Source organism: Ancylobacter polymorphus (genome assembly GCF_022836935.1).
Taxonomy (GTDB): Bacteria; Pseudomonadota; Alphaproteobacteria; order Rhizobiales; family Xanthobacteraceae; genus Ancylobacter; species Ancylobacter polymorphus_A.
In genome coordinates this window covers 4,343,243-4,364,957 of sequence record NZ_CP083239.1, presented here as the reverse complement: position 1 = coordinate 4,364,957, position 21,715 = coordinate 4,343,243, and the positions used below count along the sequence as shown (strand labels likewise).

Below are 21,715 nucleotides of genomic sequence, written 5' to 3'. Positions count from 1 at the left end.
CTTCAGGGCGCGGGGGCGGAGACTTCGAGCTTTTCCGAGGGGGCGAGCAACGCGCGGCCGGCGCCGGAGCGGCGGATCAGCGCCTGCGGGTCGGGCAGAAGGATCGGCCTCACCCAGTCGCCGCGCACGATGAAGGGTAGCTCGAACGCCACCGTGACCGCCGGCGCCGCAGCGCTCGCGGGGAGGGTCGACGTGTCGGCGGCGAGGCTCGCCGCCACGCCGGCCACGGGAGGGGGGGCGCTTTCCGCATTTGCCACGCTCGCGGCGGGCACGGGGCCCGACGCCGGCGCGGCATTCGGCACCGGCGCCGGATCTGGCGCGGGCGCTGCGGCCTTGGCCAGCTTGCCGGCCGGGGTGGCACGCACCAGCTGGGCGACGCCGGAAAGATCGAGGCCGCGCGAGGCGACCGCACTCTCGCCGGTGAGCGCCACATGCAGCGTGCTGCTCGACAGATCGAGCCGGTCGAGCTTGACGATGCCGTCGGCGATGCGGGCATCGACCACGATATCGGTGAAGGGCGTGCGCCCGCCGCGCAGATCGCCGCCGGACAGCGGCCGCTTTTCCAGACGGGTCAGGATGCGGCCGACATCGAGGCCCACCAGCGCGCCCTCGCTGCCGCTGAGGGTGAAGGCACCGCCGAGCCCCTCGGCGATCTCCATGATGCTGGCGCCGCCGCCAATGGCCGAGAGCCGGAACGAGCCGGTGCCCTCCAGACGCTGGACGCGGAACAGGTCGCTCAGCGCTGGGCCCAGCGCCACTTCGTCGGCGGAAAGATCGAGGCGCACATTCATTCCCGGACCCGACGGGCGAGGGGAAAGCTGGACGGCGGCGCGGAACAGGCCGCCCCAGGCCTCGGCCTCGCCGATGGTGAGCGACAGCCGCCCACCCTTGGCGGTGGCCGCGGCCGCCATGCGCTGGAAACGGGCGCCGCCGAGGTGCACCTGACCGGCGGAAAGCCGCAATTCCACGTCCAGTCCCCGGGCGGGGCCGAGATCGAGCGCCTCGCGGCTCCAGCTACCCTCATGCGGGTTGGACAGGCTGAGTTCGCCATAGGGCGAGAGGTCCATCGTCTCGCAGGCCAGCGAGCCCTGCAGCATCGGCCGGGGACCGTCGATGCGCAGATTGAAGGCGCCGATGCCGGTATTGCCGTCGAGATCGAGCTTGGCCTGGCTGAGCTGGACGCCCTGCGCCGAGAGCAGCGCCATGCCGCGCAGCGCGAACGGGCCGAAGCCGCGTTCGGTCGGCGCATCCATGCCGAGCCAGGCCAGCGCCTCACGCAGCTCTCCGGCGCCGATCTTGAGATCGCCCGACACCACCGGCCCGCCCGCCAGCCGGGCGCCGCCGGTGAAACTGGCCGTGGCCAGCGGCGCGGCGAGCGACAGGTTGAGCCCGCCGACCTCGCCCGCCGCCAGCGCGCGCAGATTGCTGAGCTTGCCGTCGATCGCCACCCGCTCGCCGCGCCAGACGGCGTTGCCGGCCACCGTGACATTCGCCCCGCCGCGCCAGCCAATGGCGAGGTTCGCGTCGGGAACCAGCATGTCCGTGCCGTCGCCACGGGCGAGGGCGACGCTGCCATTGGTGACAATGAGATCACCGCGCGAATCGGCCGTGCCGAGCGAGGCGATGAAACCGCCAAGCGCCGCCAGCCCATCGCCGGGATCGGCGAGAACCAGCCGGGCCTCGGGGAGTTCGATGGAATCGGCCCGCACATGGCCGGCAAGCAGCGGCAGCAGGTCCAGCACCACCCGCACGGCGGGGGCGTCGAGCCGGGCGCGGGGATCGTCAAGGCTCACCCGGTCAAGGGTGAAGGCGGGGCGGGGCAGGACGGTGAAGGAAACCGGGCCATCGATTCGCGGCGCGACGCCGGTGGCGGCGGCGATCATCGCTGCCGCCTGCGCCCGCAGCGTTTCCTCGGAGGCGAGCTTGGGCGCGAACAGGCCCGCCACCATCGCCAGTGCCACTGGCACGAGCAGGAATGGAATGTATTTCTTCATTGCGTCGTCAGGCTCCACGCCCTCGCTACCCCATCGCAGCCAGGCCGCGCAAGCAAGGGCGGCGCTCGGAGAGGTACGGGTCGCGCGCAGTGGCGTACCGAAAGTTGCCGCACCATGTCGGCGCTCTGTGTCTGTTTGATGGCCTGACAGGCGGCGTGGCCGGCGCTATGAGTGTTGCAGTGCAAAACGCCGAGCAAACGGCGCCTGAAACGGGAGGAAGGCCATGGGGGCAGACGGCAACGCAGGCATGGTGCAGGACGGGGTGGGGAGCGCGCCCTTGTGGACGCCGAGCCCGGAACGGGTGGCGCGCACGCAGATCGCCGCCTTCCTCGCGCGGGTGAATGCCCGTCACGGTACCGCGCTCACCTGTTATCGCGGGCTGCACGCCTGGTCGATCGCCCATCCCGCCGCCTTCTGGGAAGAAATCTGGGACCTCGGCGGGGTGATCGGCAGCCGCAGCGGGCCGTCGCTGGTCGATGGCGACCGCATGCCCGGCGCCCGCTTCTTTCCCGAGGCGCGGCTGAACTATGCTGAGAACCTCCTGCGCCCGCGCGCCCGCGACAGCATTGCGCTGGTGTTTCGCGGCGAGGACAAGGTGGAGCGCCACATCAGCTTCGGCGAACTCTCCGACCTCGTCTCGCGCCTGCAGCAGGCGCTGCGCGCGGCCGGGGTCGGCGTCGGCGACCGGGTGGCGGCAACGCTGCCGAACCTGCCGGAGACGATCGCGGTGATGCTGGCCGCGTCCTCGCTCGGCGCGGTGTTCTCCTCCTGCTCGCCGGATTTCGGCGAGCGCGGCATTCTCGACCGCTTCGGCCAGATCGAGCCGAAGGTCTATGTCGCCTGCGACGGCTATTGGTACAATGGTAAGCCGGTCTCCATCGCCGAGAAACTGAAAGCCGCGGTGCCGCAACTGCCGAGCGTGGTGGCGACAGTGATCGTGCCCTATCTCGGCCAGGCCGAGGAGGTGGCGGGCGCGCTGCCGAACGGGGTGACGCTCGACGCCTTCATCGCCCCCTTTGCGCCGGCGCCGCTGAGCTTCGAGCGGCTGCCCTTCAACCACCCGCTGTTCATCCTGTTCTCCTCCGGCACGACCGGCGCGCCGAAATGCATCGTGCACGGCGCCGGCGGCACGCTGCTCCAGCACATAAAGGAGCACCGGCTGCAGTGTGATCTCGCGCCGGGCGACCGGCTGTTCTACTTCACCACCTGCGGCTGGATGATGTGGAACTGGCTGGTGAGCGGCCTCGCCAGCGATCTCACCCTGTGCCTGTATGATGGCTCGCCCTTCGCGCCGAATGCTGCGGTGCTGTGGGACTATGCGGCACAGGAGCGTTTCGCCCTGTTCGGCACCTCGGCCAAATATATCGACCAGCTACGCAAGGAAGGCGTGCGGCCGGGCGCGACCCATGACCTCTCCGCGCTGAAGGCGGTGACCTCCACCGGCTCGCCGCTGGCGCCGGAAAGCTTCGCCTTCGTCTATGAGGCGATCAAGCCGGACTTGCACCTCGCCTCGATTTCCGGTGGCACCGACATCGTCTCCTGCTTCGTGCTCGGCGATCCCACCGCGCCGGTCTACCGGGGCGAAATACAGGCGCCCGGCCTCGGCATGGCGATCGAGGTGTGGTCGGACGAGGGGCGCCCCGTCACCGGCGAACGCGGCGAACTGGTCTGCGTGAAGCCCTTCCCCTGCATGCCGGTCATGTTCTGGAACGACCCGGAGGGCGCGAAGTACCACGCCGCCTATTTCGAGCGTTTCCCCAATGTGTGGTGCCATGGCGACTTCGCGGAATGGACGGCGCATGGCGGGCTGATCATCCATGGCCGCTCCGACGCGACGCTGAACCCGCAGGGCGTGCGCATCGGCACGGCGGAAATCTACGCCCAGGCCGAGCAGATCCCGGAAATCGTCGAGGCCATCGCCATCGGCCAGGAATGGGACAATGATGTGCGCGTGGTGCTGTTCGTGCGGCTGCGCGAGGGGGCGGTGCTCGACGCCGAACTCGACAAGCGCATCCGCACCCAGATCCGCACCGGCGCCAGCCCGCGCCATGTGCCGGCCCGCATTCTCGCGGTGGCGGACATTCCGCGCACCCGTTCCGGCAAGATCACCGAGCTGGCGGTGCGCGACGTGGTGCATGGCCGGCCGGTGAAGAACACCGAGGCGCTCGCCAATCCGGAATCGCTGGAACTGTTCCGCGACCGGCCCGAACTGGCGCAATAGGCCGGTGTAAAGGCGTGCGGCTCCCGGGGCGCGGCCCCGGGGGCGGCTTCGTCAGATCGGCGGCAGGTTCAGCCACTTCGCCGCCGCGCTGAGGATGAGGTCCACCGCCATCGCCGCGAGGATCATGCCCATCACCCGGCTGATGATGGAGGCGCCGCCACGGCCGATGAGGTTCACCAGCCGGCCCGCCGCCAGCATGATGCCGAGCGTCGCCAGCAGCACGAGGCTGAAGGTGGCGATGGTCATCATCCGGTCGGGGAAGTCGTGCCGGGCATTGTCGGAAAGCACCACGGCGGCCAGCATGGCCCCGGGGCTGGCGATGGAGGGGATGGCGAGCGGATAGACCGCGATCTCCATCGGGTTCAATTCCGCCGGCGCGTGCGGGTCGCCATGCGCCTTGCCCTGAATCATGGTGAGGGCGAACAGGAACAGCACGATGCCGCCGGCGATCTGGAAGGAGTCGATCGACACATCCATCGCCCGCAGCAGCCAGCTTCCGGCCAAGGCGAAGAACACCAGCACGCCGAAGGAGATGAGGGTCGCGAGGACCGCCGCCTTCTTGCGCTGGGCGGCGCTGAAGCCGGTGGTGACGGCGAGGAAGACGGGCAGCGTGCCCAGCGGATCGATCACCACCCACAGGGTGACGAACTCCTGAATGCGTTCCGCCCAATTCATGATCCGCCCACCCGTTCGCCGCCGCCTTATAGCGGGATCTGCGACGGCGCCAAGTTGCATCGCGGTCGGGCCGTGGGCATGGTGCCGGCCGGCGCGCCGGCGCCGACGAATCGTATGAGAGACCCTGCATCATGGCGGAGCCGCGACAGAAACCAGACTTTTCGCGGGAGCTCGACGCCCATCGCGCCGGCGAGGTGCCGGTGGCCGGTGTCGACGAAGTGGGACGCGGTCCCTGGGCCGGGCCGGTGGTGGCCTGCGCCGTCGTGCTCGATCCCGCGCGGGTGCCGGTGGGCCTCGACGATTCCAAGCGGCTGTCGGCGGGCCAGCGCGAGAAGCTGTTCGAGGAAATCTGCGCCACCGCCGATGTGTCGCTGGCCTTCGCGCCGCCGACGCGGATCGACGGCCACAATATCCGCCAGGCGACGCTGTGGGCGCTGGCCCGCGCGGTGGCCGGCCTTGCCTGCACCCCGCGCCTCGTGCTGGTGGACGGCAACGACCTGCCGCCCGTGCCCTGCGCCGCGCGCACCATCATCGGCGGCGACGGGCTGGTGGCGTCCATCGCCGCCGCCTCCATCGTCGCCAAGGTAACGCGCGACCGGCTGATGGGGGCGCTCGGCGCCGCCCATCCCGGCTATGGGTTCGAGCGGCATATGGGCTATGGCACGCCGGAGCATCAGCAGGCGCTGGCGGCGCTCGGCGTGTGCCGCCACCACCGCACCTCCTTCGCGCCGATCCGCCTGCGCCTCGGCGAAACCCCGGCGGCCTGAGCCGCGCGGCAAGAGGCGTCGGGGAGGGACTGCGGGCAAGGGCGTCGGGGCGGGCGGCGGGCCGGACCAGCCGCCCGCCGCGCGGGCGTTGGAGTGCGATCCGATCAGATTGAACCAATCTGATCGGTAAATCGCCCTCTAACTCTAAGATAGAGAACGCGTTATCCGATCAGCTTGCGATGCAAGCTGATCGGCGCGTGCTTTAGTGGTAACCCTCGCCCTCGCGCACCTTGCCGCGGAACAGCCAGTAGACGAAGGCGATGTAGCCGAGGATCACCGGCAGCATGAAGATGGTGCCGATGAGCATGAACACCTGGCTCGCCGGGGCGGCGGCGGTTTCCCACACGGTGAGCGAGGGCGGCACCAGATAGGGGAAGATCGACACGCCGATGCCGACATAGCCAAGAAGGAACAGGCCGATGACGCCGAAGAAGGGCAGATTGTCATGGCCCTTCTCCAGCCAGCGCCACACCGCATAGGCCAGCACCAGCGTGAGCAGCGGCACCGGTGCGAGGTAGAACAGGTTCGGCGTTGTGAACCAGCGCTCGGCGATGCGCGGGAAGGCGAGCGGCGTCCACAGGCTGACAATGCCCATGAAGACGAGCACCGCCGGCAGCAGCAGCTTGGCCCGGGCGCGCGCGCGGGCCGCGGCGGCGCCGTCGGTCTTCATGACCAGCCACACGCAGCCGATCAGCGCATAGCCGGCCACCACGCCGACGCCGCAGAGCAGGGCGAAGGGGGTGAGCCAGTCCAGCGGCCCGCCGGCGAAGGCGTTGTTCTCCACCTTGATGCCCTGCACGAAGCCGCCCAGCAGCACCCCCTGGAAGAAGGCGGCGAGCGTCGAGCCGCCGGCGAAGGCGATGTTCCAGAGGAAGCGGCTGGTGTCCGCGACATGGCGGAACTCGAAGGCGACGCCGCGAAACACCAGCGCCAGCAGCATGAAGATGACCGGCAGATACAGCGCCGGCATGACGATGGAATAGGCGAGGGGGAAGGCGACAAGCAGGCCGCCGCCGCCGAGGATGAGCCAGGTCTCGTTGCCGTCCCAGAACGGGGCGACGGAGCTCATCATCTGGTCCTTCTCGGTCTCGCTGGCCGCGAAGGGGAAGAGAATGCCCATGCCGAGGTCGAAGCCATCAAGCACCACATACATGGCGATGGCGACGGCCAGCAGCAGCGACCAGATCACGGGCAGATACCATTCCATACCAACGCCGGTCATGTTCATTCCCCCGGATGGTTGATGGCGGCGCGCGTCGCCTTGTGCGCCGAGGTGAGCGGACGGCTCGGCACGCCCTCGGGCGTCTCGACGGCGGAACCCTGCGGGCCGCGGGCGATCAGGCGGTTGATGTAGTAGATGCCGCCGGAGAACACGATGCCGTAGACGAAGACGAACAGCGCCAGCGTGGTGGCCACCGCCCAGCCCTCGACCGGCGAGATCGCGTCCGCCGTGCGCAGGATGCCATAGGCGACCCAGGGCTGGCGGCCGACCTCGGTGACGAACCAGCCGGACAGGATGGTGACGAAGCCGATGGGCCAGATGTGCTGCAGCGGGGCGAGATACCAGTCGGTTTCGAACAGCCGGTGCCGCCAGAGCAGGAACACGCCGAGCCAGCCGACGAGGATCATGACGATGCCGAGCCCGACCATGACGCGGAAGGCGAAGAACGGCACGGCGACCGGCGGGCGCTCGTCGCGCGGGTATTCCTTCAGCCCCTTGAAGGTGTCGTCCCAGCTATGGGTGAGGATGAGGCTGCCCAGATGCGGGATGGCGATCTGGTAGTCGTTGCGCTCTTCCGCCTCATTGGGCCAGGCGAACAGCACCAGCGGCACGCCGCTGGCGCCGGGCTCGTTCTGCCAGTGCGCCTCGATGGCGGCGATCTTGGCCGGCTGGTGCTTCAGCGTGTTCAGCCCGTGCGCATCGCCGATGAAGGCCTGCAGCGGCGCGAGAATGGCGATGAGGCCGAGCGCCATGCGCATCATGGTGCGCCCGTCCTCGGGGTAGCGGCCGGAATAGACATAGCGCGCGCCCACCGCCAGCACCACGAAGGCGGTGGTGAGGTAGCAGGCCGTGACCATATGGGCGAGGCGGTAGGGGAAGCTCGGGTTGAAGATCACCGCCAGCCAGTCCACGGGATGGGCGACGCCGTCGATGATCTCGTGCCCGGCCGGGGTCTGCATCCAGCTATTGGCGGAGAGAATCCAGAAGGCGGAAAGCGTGGTACCGACCGCCACCATGACGCAGGAGAACACGTGCAGGCCGCGCGGCACCCGGTTCCAGCCGAACAGCATGATGCCGAGGAAGGTCGCCTCCAGGAAGAAGGCGGTCAGCACCTCATAGCCGATGAGCGGGCCGATGACATTGCCGACCACGCGGGAGAAATGGCTCCAATTCGTGCCGAACTGGTAGGACAGCACGATGCCGGACACCACGCCCATGGCGAAGGAGACGGCGAAGATCTTGGTGAAGAAGCGGGCGATGCGGTGATAGCGCTCATGCCCGGTGCCGATCCACAGCAGCTCCAGCGTCGCGATATAGGCGGCGAGGCCGATGGTGAAGCTGGGAAAGATGATGTGGAAGGAGACAGTGAAGGCGAACTGAATGCGCGCCAACATTGTGGGATCTAGTTCCATCGCTCACACTCCGCCGTCACCACCAGCGAGGGTGACGGCGGCAGGGTAAGCCCCCGGGCGCGTCAATGGAATGACTCAAATCAGCCGCACTGTGGTCAAATTGTCTGGGGTGCACGCCCGAGCGGCCGCGAAACCTATGGTGCGCCTGGCTTTTCCGCCAGCTTCGCCTCGATGGCGAGCAGGTCGCGCCAGGCCATGCGCTTGCCCAGCGGCGTGCGCAGGAGATAGGCGGGGTGGAAGGTGGCGAGCGCGGGGATGACCCGGCTGCCGGTGTCGTACTCCATCCAGCGCCCCCGCGCCTTGGTGATTCCTTCGCGTATGCCGAGCAGGGTCTGCGCCGACGGGCCGCCGAGACAGACGAGGATGTCCGGCTTCGCCAGCTCGATCTGCCGGCGGATGAAGGGCAGGCAGATGGCGGTTTCCTGCGGGGTCGGCGTGCGGTTGCCCGGCGGGCGCCAGGGCACGACATTGGCGATATAGGCGCTCGTCCGGTCGATGCCGATCGCCGCCAGCATGCGGTCGAGCAGCTTGCCGGAGCGGCCGACAAAGGGCTTGCCCTCGATATCCTCCTCGCGCCCCGGCGCCTCACCCACCAGCATCAGCCGCGCCGCCGGGTTGCCATCGGCGAAGACGAGGCGGGTGGCGGTGTGCTTGAGCGGGCAGCCGTCGAAGCGCTCCAGCAGCGCCCGCAGCGCGTCGAGGTCCGGGGCGGAGGCGGCGGCTTCGCGGGCTTCCAGCGCGGCGACATCCGGCGGCGGCGGGGCGGCAGGGCTGAGCAAAGCAGGGGTGGGCGCGGCGGGGCGGCGCGCGGCCGGCTCGCCCACCGGGGGGGAGGCGGGCGCGCGGGCCAGCGCCGGGCGCGCGGCCTCGCGTGCCGGGGCGGTGGATGGGGCGGCGCGGCTCGCCTCGCTCTCGGCGAAGCGGTTCACCGGCTCTTCGCCCAGCGCGACATCGACCCCCGCCTCCAGATGGAAGGCGAGAATGTCGGCGAGGGCGTCGCGGTCGCCCGCCCAGTCGTCGCTAAGTGTCGAACTCATCAGGTGCATTCTATCCCGTCGGAAGGGTGATCCTATCCGTCGCGGGGAGAGTTGTCAGGCCGGGGCAAGCGTGGAAGAAGTCCAATCAGCACCCGGCGGGAGCGGAGAGACGGAATGAATGCGGCGGAACTGCCCGAACGCGAGGCGATGGAGTTCGACGTGGTGGTCGTCGGCGCGGGGCCGGCGGGGCTCGCGGCGGCGATCCGGCTCAAGCAGCTGGACGAAAACCTCTCGGTGGTGGTGGTCGAGAAGGGCTCGGAGGTCGGCGCGCACATCCTCTCCGGCGCGGTGGTGGATCCTTCCGGTCTCGACATGCTGTTCCCGCACTGGCGCGACGAGGCCGACGCGCCGCTGAAGACGCCGGTCACGGATGACCGCTTCTATTTCCTCGGCCCCGCCGGATCGCTGCGCCTGCCCAATGCGCTGATGCCGCCGCTGATGAACAATCACGGCGCCTATATCGGCTCGCTCGGCAATGTCTGCCGCTGGCTTGCGGCCAAGGCGGAGGGGCTGGGCGTCGAGATCTATCCCGGCTTCGCCGCCGCCGAGGTGCTTTATGAGGATGGCGCGGTCGTCGGCATCGCCACCGGCGACATGGGAATCGGCCGCGACGGCGCGATCACCGACCGCTTCACCCGCGGCATGGAGCTGCGGGCGAAATACACGCTGTTCGCGGAAGGCGCGCGCGGCCAGCTCTCCAAGCAGCTCATCGCCCATTACGGGCTCGATGCCGGGCGCGAGCCGCAGAAATACGGCATCGGCCTCAAGGAATTGTGGACCGTGCCGGCGGACAAGCACCGGCCGGGGCTGGTGCAGCATTCCTTCGGCTGGCCGCTCGACAACGCCACCGGCGGCGGCTCCTTCCTCTACCATATGGAGGACCGGCAGGTGATGGTGGGCTTCGTCGTCCACCTCAACTACGCCAACCCTTATCTGTCGCCCTTCGAGGAGTTCCAGCGCTTCAAGACGCATCCGCTGGTGCGCGAGACGCTGGAGGGCGGCAAGCGGATTTCCTATGGCGCCCGCGCCATCACCGAGGGCGGCTATCAGTCGGTGCCGAAGCTGGTGTTTCCCGGCGGGGCGCTGATCGGCTGCGCCGCCGGTTTCGTCAATGTGCCGCGCATCAAGGGCAGCCACAACGCGGTGCATTCCGGCATGCTCGCCGCCGCCGAGGTGGCGAAGGCGCTCGACGAGGGGCGCCAGCATGACGAACTCGCGGGCTATGAGGCCGGCTGGCGCCAATCCGCCATCGGGCGCGATCTGTGGAAGGTGCGCAACGCCAAGCCGCTGTGGTCGAAGCTCGGCACCGCCATCGGCATCGCGCTGGGCGGGGTCGATATGTGGCTGAACACGCTGCTGGGCGTCTCGCCCTTCGGCACGCTCGGCCATGGCAAGCCGGATTCGGCGACGCTGGTGCCGGCCGCGCAGGCCAAGCGGATCGACTACCCCAAGCCGGACGGCGTGGTTTCCTTCGACCGGCTGTCCTCGGTGTTCCTGTCCAACACCAATCATGAGGAAGACCAGCCGATCCACCTCAAAGTCGCCGACATGGCGGTGCAGAAGGCCTCCGAGCACGATGTCTATGCCGGGCCGTCGGCGCGCTACTGCCCGGCGGGCGTCTATGAATGGGTGGAGGAGGGCGCGGGGGCGCGCTACGTCATCAACGCGCAGAACTGCGTCCACTGCAAGACCTGCGATATCAAGGACCCGAACCGCAACATCACCTGGGTGGCGCCGGAAGGCGGTGGCGGGCCGAACTATCCCAATATGTGAGGAACGACCATGCGGAGCCGTGTTCTCGCCGCCCTGGCGATCGGGGCCAGCCTGTTGATGGGGGCCGGCCTGCCGGCGCGGGCGCAGGAGAAGCCCGACTACGCGCCCTACCGCGAAGGGCTGTTCCTGCGTTACCTCAACGCCGAGCCGGGCGAGATCGACGGTGTGCCGCGCATCGGCCTCTCCTTCGGCGGGCGGCCGCTGCGGGCGGTGATCGATTCCGGCTCCACCGGCATCGTGGTGGCGGCCGAATTCGTGCCCGGCTTCGAGACCATGCCCTCGCTGGGGCCGGCCAAGCTCACCTATTCCAGCTCCGGCCGGGTGATGCTGGGCCAGTGGGTGGTGATGCCGGTCACGCTTTCCGGCCGCGAGGGGGCGAGCGTCACCACCGATCCGCTACCGGTGCTCGTCGTCACCGAGGTGCAGTGCCTCGACTATGCCCGGGTCTGCCAGCCCACCACCTCGCCGCGCAACATCGCCATGGTCGGCGTCGGCTTCGCGCGCGAGGGCGACAGCCAGAGTCAGAGCACGCCGGACAAGAACCCGCTGCTGCATGTGACCGGGGCTGAGCGGCGGCAGGGCTATATTCTCTCGCCCGAGGGCGTGCATGTGGGGCTCACCGCCGCCAATACGCGCGGCGCCTTCCGCTATGTGAAGCTCGCCCGCCGGCCCGATGGCACGGACTGGGCGCCGCTGCCCGCCTGCATCTCGCTGAACGGCACCACGCCGCCGGCCTGCGGCACGGTGCTGGTCGATACCGGCGTCTCGGTGATGTACATGACCGTGCCGGAAGCGCAGGCGCAGGGCGCGCAAGGCACGCTGCCCCCGGGCACGCAGGTCGCCATCAGCATCGGCACGGAAGAGAGCGCCTTCCCGCTCTACAGCTTCAGCGCTGGCGATGGCGGGCCGGTGACGCCGAGCGCCATCCATCTGCGGGTGGCGGCGGACCGCACCTTCGTCAACACCAGCTACCACCTCCTGAACGGCTTCGACGTGCTGTTCGACGGCGAGGGCGGCTATGTCGGGTTCCGGCCGCGCTGAGGCGCGGCCTTTGTTGGCTTTTCCCGCGCTGAGGCGCGGCCTTGGTTCGCTCTTGCCGCGCGCAGGCGCGGCCTGCTTCAAAACAGGCTGAACAGGAACACGGCGAGCAGGATGGCGGCGGCCCAGAGGTCGGTCACCATGGCGACGTTCTCGTGCATGGTGCGGTGCGGGCGCATCAGGTGATTGATGCCGGCGAGGCCGAGGAACAGCCCGCCGATGAAGGCCACCGGCAGCGCCCAGATCGAGAACAGGATCGACAGCAGACCGGCGAGACCGAGCGAGACATTGGCGAAGCCGAGTTCCTGCACCACCACATGCGCGGCCGGCGCGTCGACGCCGAGAATGCCCTTGAGGGTGAAGCCGGGCTTGAGAATCTGCGACAGGCCCGCCAGCAGCAGCCGCACGCCCACCGCCCAGAAGGCGAACCATTTGGTGGCGATGACGATGAAGGCGCCGAGCCCGGTGATGTTGGGGTACTCGGCCGCGATGCTCATCAGCGGCGCCACAACCATCGTCACCGCGACCAACACGTAATACATGCGCCCATTCCCCCGTGCGGCGGAAGAGCCTTCTCCCGCATCCCCGTTCCCCGGCGGCAGTTGGAGCCGGGGAACGGGGCGCTGTCAATCGCGGGCGGCGTTCACGGCGTGCCGAGCGGCAGCACCGCGCCGGCGCGCGTGACGGCGGGCGGATTCCAGCGCCCGGTCAGCGCGTCGGTGCGCGGGGCGTAGAGGCGCATGGTGAGGTTGAACGGGCCCTTCGGCGCCGGCAGCCAGTTCGATTCGCGGTCCGCACCGGGGCTGTCGGGCTGGATGTAGAGCACCAGCGTGCCATCCGGCTCGGTCTTCAGCGGCATCCAGCTCGACAGGGCGAAACGGTCGAGCGGGTTGGCGACCTGATAGCCGGCCGCGTCATAGAGCGTGACCGACCAGAACGCATCCGCCGGCGGCTGCTGGCCGGGCGGGAAGCGCAGCGTGTAGCGGTGCGTTCCGTCGAGCGGGTGCCCGCCGGCATCGACGAAGTTGAGGGGATAGATGGCGTCTTCCGGCAGATTCGCGCCGAGGCCCTGCTGCGCGACGATGGCGCGCTTGAGGTAGTAATTGCCATACACGCCCATCGTGTCGACATTCATGCTCCAGCCGTTCACCACATCGGCGAGCGTCGGCACTTTCCACGCCATCAGTTCCTGCGCGCGGGCAGGGGCGGCGTCGATGGCGGCCTTCACCGAAGGCGACTGCGCACTCGCGTCGAAGGACGCGCCGGGCACGAGGCCGAGACGCCTCATCTGGGCGACGATCGGCTCATCGGTGAGGTGCGGCGGGTGCAGCTTCAAGAGTTCGGCCGCCTTGGCGAAGAAGACGGGGCCGCTCATGCCGTCCACCTGCAGCTTCGGCGGGGTCTTCACATCGATGGCGGGGTCGATCTTCTGCACCGGCGGCGGCTCCGGCGCGCGGCCCCAGGCGGCGAGCGGGGTGACGCGAAAGCCGGCCTGCACCTTGTGAACGGCGGCGTAGTCGGCCGGCCCGTCGGTCTTGGTGCGGCCGATGATCCAGACAATGGGCGTCGGCGCGGCGATGCGGGTGAGGCCGGCGGGCACGTTGCCGGTCCAGCCGGGCGGGGTGACGAGATAATCGGCCGCCGCCGTGCCGGTGGTGCGCCAGCCCGGCGAGGCAAACACGTCGGTCCACATGTCCAGCATCGGCAGCAGGTAATAGCGGCCCTGCGTGTCGGGGGCGGAGATCACCAGCGGCCCGGCGGAGAGGTCGAGCCAGGCGGAGGAATAGAGCGTGTCGAAATTCGGCCGCACCACCGTCTTCATCTCGGCGGTGGGAAAGCCCGGCACATTGACGAACACGTTCATCGGCCCGCCGAGGCCGGAGGACGGCGGCAGGTTGATGAGCTGCTGGCGCGTCACTTCCATGGTGACGAGGGGATAGAGATAGATATAGGCGTCGCGCGCTATCGTCGCTTCATCCGGGCCCTCGCTGGCGCGGGCCGGGGTGCCGGCCGCCAGAGCCACCGCCATCAGGGCGGCGGCGAGCCTTCCAATCGCTTTCATGCCTTCCTCCTCGCAGCGCCTTGCCGGCGCTTGGCGGCCTCATTGTACCGCAGAGGCTGCCCCTCGTTTTGAGGCGGCGCAAGGCCCTGCCGCAACGGGATGGGGGCTGTCATGAAACTGTAACCCCGGCTTCATCCACCCGTCACCGGGGGCGACTACCCCAAGCCGGTCTTCAACAGGCCGGCGGAGCTCCGATGGCGGCAGCCCTTCAACTCGACCGAGTGAGCAAGACCTACGGGCAGATGCGTGCGGTGGAGAATGTCTCGCTCACCATTCAGCCCGGCGAGCGCGTCGCCCTCATCGGCGCCTCGGGCTCCGGTAAGTCGACGCTGATCCGTCTCGCGTCCGGCCTCATCCTGGCCGACCGCAACGGCGCCGGTTCCGGTGCCGTGCACTCCTTCGGCGTCAAGGTGCAGGAAGGCGGCAAGCTCAGCAGCGAGGTGCGCAGCGCCCGCCGTCATATCGGCCTCGTCTTCCAGCAATTCGCGCTGTCCGGCCGGCTTTCCGTGCTGACCAATGTTCTGGTCGGCGCGCTCGGGCGGATGAGCGCGCTGCGCGGCACGCTCGGCCTGTTCAATGCCGATGAGCGCCGCACCGCCTATGCCGCGCTCGCCGAGGTTGGCATCGCCCAGCACGCCGCCAAGCGGGCCCGCGAGCTTTCCGGCGGCCAGCAGCAGCGCGTCGCCATCGCCCGCGCGCTGGTGCAGGGCGCCAGGCTGGTGCTCGCCGACGAGCCCATCGCCTCGCTCGACCCCAAGAGCGCCAAGCGGGTGATGGACACGCTGGTGACCATGAGCCGCGACCACGGCATCGCGCTGGTCGTCTCGCTGCATCAGGTGGATTACGCCACCGCCTATTTCGACCGCGTCGTGGCGATGAACGCCGGCAAGGTCGTGTTCGATGGGCCCGCCTCGCAGATCAACGCGGCCTTTTTGACCGAGCTCTACGGCGCCAGCGCCGAGGAGCTGATCCTGCCCAGCCAGTTCGTGGTGCCGGCGCCCGCCGACGCCGCCCCCCAAACCCAGACCGTTTCCTGACAGGAGCACCCCCCATGAAACGTCTCATCGCCGCCGGCCTCGCGCTGGCCGCTCTCGCGAGCACCCCGGTTCGCGCCGAAGAGATCAAGGAGCTGAACTTCGGCTTCATCTCCACCGAGTCCTCGGCCAACCTTGCCAAGAGCTTCGAGCCCCTGCTCAAGGACATGGAAAAGGCCATCGGCATTCCGGTGAAGCCCTTCTTCGTCGGTGACTATGCCGGCGTGATCGAGGGCATGCGCTTCAAGAAGGTGGATATCGGCTGGTTCGGCAACAAGTCGGCGATGGAAGCGGTGGACCGCGCCAATGGCGAAGTGTTCGTCAAGACCGCCAAGCCGGACGGTTCCTCGGGCTACTACTCGCTGATCGTCACCAATGTCGACCGCAACGACATCAACGATCTGAAGGACGTGATCGACTGCTCGAAGGGCTTCAACTTCGGCAATGGCGACCCGAACTCCACCTCGGGCTTCCTGGTCCCCAGCTACTACGTCTTCGCGCTCAACAATATCGACCCGAACAAGTGCTACAAGCGCGTCGTCGCCTCGAACCATGAGGGCAACCTGCTGGCGGTCGCCAACAAGCAGGTCGACTTCGCCACCAACAACACCGAAAACGTCTCGCGCCTGCAGCAGACCCGCCCGGCCGAAGCCGCCAAGATCAAGGAAATCTGGCGCTCGCCGCTGATCGCCGGCGACCCGATCGTGTGGCGCAAGGACCTGCCGGCCGATCTCAAGGCGAAGATCTACTACTTCTTCATGAGCTATGGCCGCCTCGGCACCGACGAGGAAGTCGCCCACGCCCGCGAAGTCCTCGCCAAGACCTCCGACGGCTGGGGCCCGTTCCTCGCCTCCTCCGACGCCCAGCTGCTGCCGATCCGCCAGCTTGAGCTGTTCAAGGCCAAGGTGAAGCTGCAGAACGACGACAAGCTCTCGGCCGACGAGAAGGCGAAGAAGATCAGCGAGATCGACGCCAAGCTCGCCGCGCTGGTGGAAGAGCAGAAGAAGTTCCCCGCCATGTGAGACGTGCGGGGCCGCTCGTCCGGTCCCGCCTTCTTGCCACGCATGCACGTATCCCGGACGGCCGAAAGGCCGATCCGGGATCGCTGTGACAGAGCCCGCCGATAATGCAGGCCGCACGACGTTCACGGGGATAGCCAATGTTTGCCGCCGCCGACGCCGCCCACCGCACCGCCACGCGCACCATGCCCGCCCCGCCGGTGACCCCGCTGGCCACCCGCCTGTTCCGTCTCGCGGTCGCGGCGCTCACCATCGTGGTGCTGGTCGCCGCCTGGTATGAGGCGGAGATGAACCCGGCGCAGCTCGTCCGCGACGCCGGCAACATGGCGACGCTCGGCGCCGACTTCCTGCGCCCCGATTTCACCGACTGGGATGTCTACGCCAACGCCATGCTGGAAACGCTGGCGATCGCCATCTGGGGCACGCTGCTCGCCGTCATCGCCGGCATTCCGCTCGGCATTCTCTCGGCGGAGAATGTCGCCCCGCACTGGCTGGCCTTCGTCATCCGCCGGCTGATGGACGCCTGCCGCGCCATCAACGAACTCGTCTTCGCGCTGATCTTCATCGCCGCCGTCGGCCTCGGCCCCTTCGCCGGCGTGCTGGCGCTGTTCATCCACACCACGGGCGTCGTCGCCAAGCTGTTCTCCGAGGCGGTGGAGGCCATCGACCCCGCGCCGGTGGAGGGCATTCGCGGCACGGGCGGCACCTGGCTGCAGGAGATCATCTATGGCGTGCTGCCGCAGGTGCTGCCGCTGTGGATTTCCTATGCGCTGTACCGCTTCGAATCCAATGTCCGCTCCGCCACCGTGCTCGGCATTGTCGGCGGCGGCGGCATCGGCATGACCTTCAACGAGACCATGCGCGGCTTTCTCTATTCGCAGGCCTCGGCGATCCTGATCATCGTCATCATCACCGTGACGGTGCTCGACATGGTGAGCCAGCGCATCCGCAAGAAATTCATCTGACCCCGCGCCTCCCGGTACTGGCACCCATCAGAAGCGCGGGCGCCCGGCGTCCGCGCTTTTGCCGTTTCGCACGCGAGAGTGCGATCCGATCAGACTGAATCGATCTGCTCGGTAAATCGCCCTCTAACTCCAAGATAGAGCACGCGTTATCCGATCAGCTTGCGATGCAAGCTGATCGGCGCGTGCTCTAGGGGCGGCGGTACCCCTGCATGGTGCGCAAGCTCTCCAATCGGTAATGTGGCGGACACGGTCCCGCCAGCTTCGCCCGGCGTAGATGAGCGGATCGCGACCTCTGCCCGGAGTAGCCCCCTTGCACGCCCTTCGTTCCCTGCTCGCCGATGTCTGGCGGCTGTCCATTCCCTATTTCCGCGGTGAGGATCGCTGGCGCGGCGGCGCGCTGCTGGCGGCGATCATCGCGCTGGAGGTCGGCTGGGTCTATGTGATCGTGCTGATCAACGAGTGGAACGCGGTGTTCTACAACGCGATCCAGGAAAAAAACTACCCCGCCTTCGTCCACCAGCTCTGGATCTTCGCGCTCTATGCGGCGGTGGCCATCGCGGTGGCGGTGTACCAGATCTATCTGCGCCAGTGGCTGCAAATACGCTGGCGTACCTGGATGACGGAGAAATACCTCACCGCCTGGCTGGCGGACGAGACCCATTACCGCATGCGGCTGAAGGGCGACGAGGCGGACAACCCCGACCAGCGTATCGCCGAAGACATCAGCTCCTATGTCACCCAGACGCTCAGCCTGTTCCTCGGCGTGCTGAACGCGGTGATGACGCTCGCCTCCTTCGCCGTCATCCTGTGGGGGCTGTCGGGCGATTTCAGCTTCAACCTGTTCGGCACCGACTGGAGAATCCCCGGCTATCTCGTCTGGGCCGCCTTTGCCTATGCGGCGCTCGGCACCTATCTCACCCATCTCATCGGCCGGGTGCTGATCAAGCTGAACTACGACCAGCAGCGTTTCGAGGCGAATTACCGTGTCGATCTGGTGCGGGTGCGCGAGAATGGCGAGCAGATCGCGCTGATGCAGGGCGGCCCGGTGGAGCGCACCCGCCTGCTCTCGCGCTTCGGCCATGTCGTGCACAATTATTGGGGCATCATGATCGCGCAGAAGCGGCTGACCTGGTTCACGGCCGGCTATGGCCAACTCTCGGTCATCTTCCCCTTCATCGTCGTCGCCCCGGCCTATTTCACCGGCGCGATCCAGCTCGGCCAGCTGATGCAGACCTCCTCGGCCTTCGGCCAGGTGCAGGGCGCGTTCTCCTTCTTCATCAACGCCTATACGACGCTGGCGGAGTGGAAATCGGTGGTCGACCGTCTGGTCGGCTTCGAGCGCTCGGTGCAGGAGACGCAGGCCGAGGCGCTGCGCAGCGAGTTCCGCCGCGTGCCGGCGCACGGGCCGGCGCCGCTGTCGGCACATTCCATGGAGGTGCGGCTGCCGGATGGGCGGGCGCTTTTGGAAGTGGCGGCGCTGGATCTCGCGCGTGGCGAGCGTGTGCTGCTCACCGGCCCTTCGGGCAGCGGCAAGAGCACGCTCTTGCGCGCCATCGCCGGCATCTGGCCGCATGGCCATGGCGAGGTGGGGATAGCGCCCGGCGCGCGGGTGCTGACCCTGCCGCAGCGGCCCTATCTGCCCTTCGGCACGCTGCGCGGCGCGCTCGCCTATCCCGACCCGCTGGAGAACTATGACGACGAGCGCCTGCGCGAGGCGCTGGAAGCGGTGGGCCTGCCGGCACTCGCCGCGCGGCTGGACGAGAGCGGGCCGTGGGCCTCCATCCTCTCCGGCGGCGAACAGCAGCGCCTCGCCGTGGCGCGCGCGCTGCTGGTGGAACCCGATGTGCTGCTGCTCGACGAGGCGACCTCCGCGCTCGACGAAGCAAGCGAGGCGGCGCTCTACCGCCTGCTGCGCGCACGGCTGCCGCAGACCGCGCTGCTCTCCATCGGCCATCGCTCGACGCTGATCGAGCAGCATGAGCGCCAGCTGGTGCTGACCCGCGAGGGCGAGGGGCCGGCGCGGCTGACCGATCTGCCGCCGGCGCCAGCGCCGGCGGCAGCGTGAGCGATCAGCGCGAGGCGGCGGCGCGGGCCTCCGCCTCGATGGCCAGCGTCCGCTCCAGCAGGATCTCGTAGATCGGCCGCCCGCCCAGTGACAGAAACACCATATGGGCGAAGATGGCGGTGATCATGACCGGCACCAGCACCGCATAGGCGCTGGTGAGTTCCAGCACAAGCACCATGCCGACCAGCGGCGCGCCGATGGTGGCGGCGAACAGCCCGCCCATGGCGGCGATAGCGAAGGTGGTGTGCGCGAGGTCCGGCAGGGTGAAAAACAGGTCCAGCGTGGTGCCGTAGCACAGGCCGATCGTGGTCGCGAGCGCGAGGATCGGCGCGAAGATGCCGCCGGCGACGCCGGTGGAATAGCTCGCCATGGTCATGACGAAGCGCAGCAGCACCACGAACACCAGCATGGCCAACGGCAGGTTCTCGCGCGTCAGCTGCACCGCCAGCAGCTCGCCGCCCTGCGTCGCCTCCGGCCGCACAAACATCAGCACGCCGACGGTGAGGCCGACAAAGGCCGGAAAGATGTAGAAGGAGCTGCGCTGGCCGAACCGGCGCACATGGTCGAGCGACCACACCAGCGTACGGTTGAACACGAAGCCGGCGCCGCCGAGGATCACGCCCAAGACGGCGAAGGCCGGTAGCCAGACATAGGGAATGGTGGCGGCTTCCAGCAGCATATAGGGCCGGCTGCCGGTGAGATATTCGGTGACGATGGCGCTGGCGATGGATGCCAGCACCACGGCGATATAGGTGCGCGAGGAATAGGGGAACTGCCGGCGCGTTTCCTCGATGACGAACAGCACGGCGGCGAGCGGGGCGTTGAAGGCGGCGGCAAGGCCAGCCGCGCCGCCGGCGGCGAGCAGGCCGCGCATGTCCTCGCCCGACCATTTCATTAGGTCGGAGGCCGCCTTGGCCACGGAGGCGCCGATATGGATGGTCGGTCCCTCGCGCCCCAGCACCATGCCGGAAGAAAGCGAGAGCAGGCCGGCGACGAACTTCACCGGCAGCACGCGATGCCAGCGCACCTCGCGCAGCCCCTCCATCGCGCCTTCGATCTCCGGCACGCCGGAGCCGCTGGCTTCCGGCGCGAAGGTGCGCACCAGCCAGAGCGAGACCAGCGTCATGGCGGCGGCGACCAGCGCGGCGGCGGCGTAGAGCGGGAGCCCGTCCAACCCCAGCCCGGTGTCGAGATAGGCCGGCCAGGCGGCGGTGAGTTTTTCGACGCCGACATGAAAGGCCGAGCCGAGAACGCCGACGACGGCGCCCACGCCGACCGCCACGAGGTGATACGCCAGATTGCCCATGCCTGCCCTTCCGCGTCCCAACGGCCCCCGCATCGGTTAGCACCCTCGGGCAGGGATCGGAAGGCATGATGCGACCGTCATGGCCGTGGCGCGCCCGGCCATGACGGCGTGACGCCTCCGGCTCAGGGCAGGGCGGGCGTATAGACGCTGGCCGGCTCGACCGTGTCGATCAGGCCATGGCTCTTCATGAATTCGCCGAAGCGGACATAGCGGCCCTCGTCCCGCGCCGCCGGAGCATGGGCGAAGCGGCGCAGCGTGTCGGTCCAGGCGGTGCGGTTCAGTTCGTCGTCGAGCTTCGGGTTGGCCTTGACGAACACGCCCCAGGCCTCCTCGGGGTGGTTGAGGATGTAGATCGTCGCTTCTTCCACGGCCGCCAGGAAGCGCGTGAGGCGCGGATCGGCGAGCTTGTCCTTGTGGGTGACATAGATCAGCTCGTCGAAGACCGGCACGCCGTGCTCCTCGGGGAAGAAGGCGACGCCTTCCTTGCCTTCCAGCCGGATCTGGGTGAGTTCGAAATTGCGGTAGGCGCCGATCACCGCGTCGACCTTGCCGGCGACCAGTGCGGGGGAGAGGGCGAAATTGACGTTGATCATGGTCACGTCGGTCGGCTTCAGCCCGGCGCTCGCCAGCATGGTGCCGAGCAGCGCGTCTTCCAGCCCGGCGACGGAATAGCCGACCGTCTTGCCCTTGAGATCGGCGAGCGACTTCACCGGGCCGTCCTTCAGCGCCACCAGCGCGGTGAGCGGGGTGGAGATGAGCGTGCCGAAGCGCACCAGCGGCAGGCCTTCCTTCACCTGCAGATAAAGGCTCGGCTGGTAGCTCACCGCGATATCCGCCTGACCGGCGGCGACGAGGCGCGGCGGGGCGGCGGGATCGGCCGGGGCGACCAGCTCGACATCGAGATCATGGGCTTTGAACAGCCCCTTTTCCTGCGCGATGATCAGCGGCGCATGGTCGGGGTTCACATACCAGTCGAGCAGCACGGTGAGCTTGTCCGCCGCCGCGGCCGGGGCCAGCGAGAGCGACAGGGCGAGGATGAGGCCGCCGGTGCGGGCGGCGAGGTTCTTGAACATGGATCTCCTCCCAGTTGGAGACCCGGCGCGAGCTTTCGGGGGAAATCCGGCG

The 21,715-nt window shown here is 68.5% G+C and carries 17 protein-coding genes; 8 read left to right on the top strand and 9 right to left on the bottom strand.

Features of this window, described 5'->3' with window-relative positions; translation table 11 throughout:
• Positions 1–2 precede the first annotated feature (2 nt).
• The gene (locus K9D25_RS20890; RefSeq protein ID WP_244377992.1) at positions 3–1,994 is read right to left on the bottom strand and encodes an AsmA family protein; all 1,992 of its coding nucleotides are present in this window, start codon (positions 1,992–1,994) and stop codon (positions 3–5) included.
• Between the two features lie 223 nt (positions 1,995–2,217).
• On the opposite strand from K9D25_RS20890, the gene K9D25_RS20885 reads away from it, so the two are divergent.
• On the top strand, positions 2,218–4,215 hold the full coding sequence (locus tag K9D25_RS20885) for an acetoacetate--CoA ligase (protein WP_432207900.1): 1,998 nt from the start codon (positions 2,218–2,220) through the stop codon (positions 4,213–4,215).
• 51 nt (positions 4,216–4,266) lie between these two features.
• Here K9D25_RS20885 and K9D25_RS20880 read toward each other — a convergent pair whose 3' ends face one another.
• Positions 4,267–4,890 (bottom strand): MarC family protein, encoded by a 624-nt coding sequence (locus tag K9D25_RS20880; RefSeq protein WP_244377990.1) that lies wholly within the window; start codon positions 4,888–4,890, stop codon positions 4,267–4,269.
• A 131-nt stretch (positions 4,891–5,021) separates the two neighbouring features.
• Here K9D25_RS20880 and K9D25_RS20875 point away from each other — a divergent pair, with 131 nt between their 5' ends.
• On the top strand, positions 5,022–5,657 hold the full coding sequence (locus K9D25_RS20875; RefSeq protein WP_244377988.1) for a ribonuclease HII: 636 nt from the start codon (positions 5,022–5,024) through the stop codon (positions 5,655–5,657).
• A gap of 202 nt (positions 5,658–5,859) precedes the next feature.
• On the opposite strand, the gene cydB is transcribed toward K9D25_RS20875, so the two are convergent.
• The 3 genes from cydB to K9D25_RS20860 all read right to left on the bottom strand — a co-directional run bounded on the left by cydB (position 5,860) and on the right by K9D25_RS20860 (position 9,328).
• On the bottom strand, positions 5,860–6,885 hold the full coding sequence (gene cydB / locus K9D25_RS20870; protein ID WP_244377986.1) for a cytochrome d ubiquinol oxidase subunit II: 1,026 nt from the start codon (positions 6,883–6,885) through the stop codon (positions 5,860–5,862).
• Positions 6,882–8,291: a cytochrome ubiquinol oxidase subunit I gene (locus K9D25_RS20865; RefSeq protein WP_244377984.1), complete on the bottom strand. Its 1,410-nt coding sequence runs from the start codon at positions 8,289–8,291 to the stop codon at positions 6,882–6,884. The genes cydB and K9D25_RS20865 overlap by 4 nt, the downstream gene beginning before the upstream one ends.
• 134 nt (positions 8,292–8,425) lie before the next feature.
• Positions 8,426–9,328, bottom strand: coding sequence for a uracil-DNA glycosylase (locus tag K9D25_RS20860; protein WP_244377981.1), 903 nt, complete (start codon positions 9,326–9,328; stop codon positions 8,426–8,428).
• Positions 9,329–9,442: 114 nt separating this feature from the next.
• Here K9D25_RS20860 and K9D25_RS20855 point away from each other — a divergent pair, with 114 nt between their 5' ends.
• Both K9D25_RS20855 and K9D25_RS20850 read left to right on the top strand, forming a co-directional pair.
• The gene (locus K9D25_RS20855; RefSeq protein ID WP_244377978.1) at positions 9,443–11,101 is read left to right on the top strand and encodes an electron transfer flavoprotein-ubiquinone oxidoreductase; all 1,659 of its coding nucleotides are present in this window, start codon (positions 9,443–9,445) and stop codon (positions 11,099–11,101) included.
• A gap of 9 nt (positions 11,102–11,110) precedes the next feature.
• Positions 11,111–12,142: a hypothetical protein gene (locus K9D25_RS20850; RefSeq protein WP_244377976.1), complete on the top strand. Its 1,032-nt coding sequence runs from the start codon at positions 11,111–11,113 to the stop codon at positions 12,140–12,142.
• 77 nt (positions 12,143–12,219) lie between these two features.
• Here K9D25_RS20850 and K9D25_RS20845 read toward each other — a convergent pair whose 3' ends face one another.
• Both K9D25_RS20845 and K9D25_RS20840 read right to left on the bottom strand, forming a co-directional pair.
• Positions 12,220–12,681, bottom strand: coding sequence for a hypothetical protein (locus K9D25_RS20845; protein ID WP_244377974.1), 462 nt, complete (start codon positions 12,679–12,681; stop codon positions 12,220–12,222).
• A 101-nt stretch (positions 12,682–12,782) separates the two neighbouring features.
• The gene (locus K9D25_RS20840; RefSeq protein WP_244377972.1) at positions 12,783–14,201 is read right to left on the bottom strand and encodes a DUF1254 domain-containing protein; all 1,419 of its coding nucleotides are present in this window, start codon (positions 14,199–14,201) and stop codon (positions 12,783–12,785) included.
• Positions 14,202–14,395: 194 nt separating this feature from the next.
• On the opposite strand from K9D25_RS20840, the gene phnC reads away from it, so the two are divergent.
• The 4 genes from phnC (at position 14,396) to K9D25_RS20820 (ending at position 19,284) form a co-directional block, all read left to right on the top strand.
• Entirely contained in the window at positions 14,396–15,238 is an 843-nt protein-coding gene (gene phnC / locus K9D25_RS20835) for a phosphonate ABC transporter ATP-binding protein (RefSeq protein WP_244377970.1), read from the top strand.
• A gap of 14 nt (positions 15,239–15,252) precedes the next feature.
• A complete protein-coding gene (phnD, locus tag K9D25_RS20830) occupies positions 15,253–16,257 on the top strand; it encodes a phosphonate ABC transporter substrate-binding protein (RefSeq protein WP_244377968.1) in 1,005 nt (334 codons plus the stop codon).
• A gap of 137 nt (positions 16,258–16,394) precedes the next feature.
• Positions 16,395–17,219, top strand: a complete 825-nt coding sequence (gene phnE, locus K9D25_RS20825; protein ID WP_244377966.1) for a phosphonate ABC transporter, permease protein PhnE — start codon at positions 16,395–16,397, stop codon at positions 17,217–17,219.
• Between the two features lie 310 nt (positions 17,220–17,529).
• Positions 17,530–19,284 carry an ABC transporter ATP-binding protein/permease gene (locus K9D25_RS20820; protein WP_244377964.1) on the top strand — a complete coding sequence of 585 codons (1,755 nt, stop codon included), beginning with the start codon at positions 17,530–17,532 and terminating at the stop codon, positions 19,282–19,284.
• 4 nt (positions 19,285–19,288) lie between these two features.
• On the opposite strand, the gene clcA is transcribed toward K9D25_RS20820, so the two are convergent.
• Together clcA and K9D25_RS20810 are read right to left on the bottom strand one after the other, a co-directional pair.
• Entirely contained in the window at positions 19,289–20,590 is a 1,302-nt protein-coding gene (clcA, locus tag K9D25_RS20815; protein ID WP_244377962.1) for a H(+)/Cl(-) exchange transporter ClcA, read from the bottom strand.
• A gap of 122 nt (positions 20,591–20,712) precedes the next feature.
• A complete protein-coding gene (locus K9D25_RS20810) occupies positions 20,713–21,663 on the bottom strand; it encodes an ABC transporter substrate-binding protein (protein ID WP_244377960.1) in 951 nt (316 codons plus the stop codon).
• Positions 21,664–21,715: the final 52 nt, after the last annotated feature.

Coding starts and splice junctions, on each gene's coding strand:
- K9D25_RS20890 (WP_244377992.1), bottom strand. CDS start 1,994: ATGAAGAAATACATTCCATTCCTGCTCGTGCCAGTGGCACTGGCGATG.
- K9D25_RS20885 (WP_432207900.1), top strand. CDS start 2,218: ATGGGGGCAGACGGCAACGCAGGCATGGTGCAGGACGGGGTGGGGAGC.
- K9D25_RS20880 (WP_244377990.1), bottom strand. CDS start 4,890: ATGAATTGGGCGGAACGCATTCAGGAGTTCGTCACCCTGTGGGTGGTG.
- K9D25_RS20875 (WP_244377988.1), top strand. CDS start 5,022: ATGGCGGAGCCGCGACAGAAACCAGACTTTTCGCGGGAGCTCGACGCC.
- cydB (WP_244377986.1), bottom strand. CDS start 6,885: ATGAACATGACCGGCGTTGGTATGGAATGGTATCTGCCCGTGATCTGG.
- K9D25_RS20865 (WP_244377984.1), bottom strand. CDS start 8,291: ATGGAACTAGATCCCACAATGTTGGCGCGCATTCAGTTCGCCTTCACT.
- K9D25_RS20860 (WP_244377981.1), bottom strand. CDS start 9,328: ATGAGTTCGACACTTAGCGACGACTGGGCGGGCGACCGCGACGCCCTC.
- K9D25_RS20855 (WP_244377978.1), top strand. CDS start 9,443: ATGAATGCGGCGGAACTGCCCGAACGCGAGGCGATGGAGTTCGACGTG.
- K9D25_RS20850 (WP_244377976.1), top strand. CDS start 11,111: ATGCGGAGCCGTGTTCTCGCCGCCCTGGCGATCGGGGCCAGCCTGTTG.
- K9D25_RS20845 (WP_244377974.1), bottom strand. CDS start 12,681: ATGTATTACGTGTTGGTCGCGGTGACGATGGTTGTGGCGCCGCTGATG.
- K9D25_RS20840 (WP_244377972.1), bottom strand. CDS start 14,201: ATGAAAGCGATTGGAAGGCTCGCCGCCGCCCTGATGGCGGTGGCTCTG.
- phnC (WP_244377970.1), top strand. CDS start 14,396: ATGGCGGCAGCCCTTCAACTCGACCGAGTGAGCAAGACCTACGGGCAG.
- phnD (WP_244377968.1), top strand. CDS start 15,253: ATGAAACGTCTCATCGCCGCCGGCCTCGCGCTGGCCGCTCTCGCGAGC.
- phnE (WP_244377966.1), top strand. CDS start 16,395: ATGTTTGCCGCCGCCGACGCCGCCCACCGCACCGCCACGCGCACCATG.
- clcA (WP_244377962.1), bottom strand. CDS start 20,590: ATGGGCAATCTGGCGTATCACCTCGTGGCGGTCGGCGTGGGCGCCGTC.
- K9D25_RS20810 (WP_244377960.1), bottom strand. CDS start 21,663: ATGTTCAAGAACCTCGCCGCCCGCACCGGCGGCCTCATCCTCGCCCTG.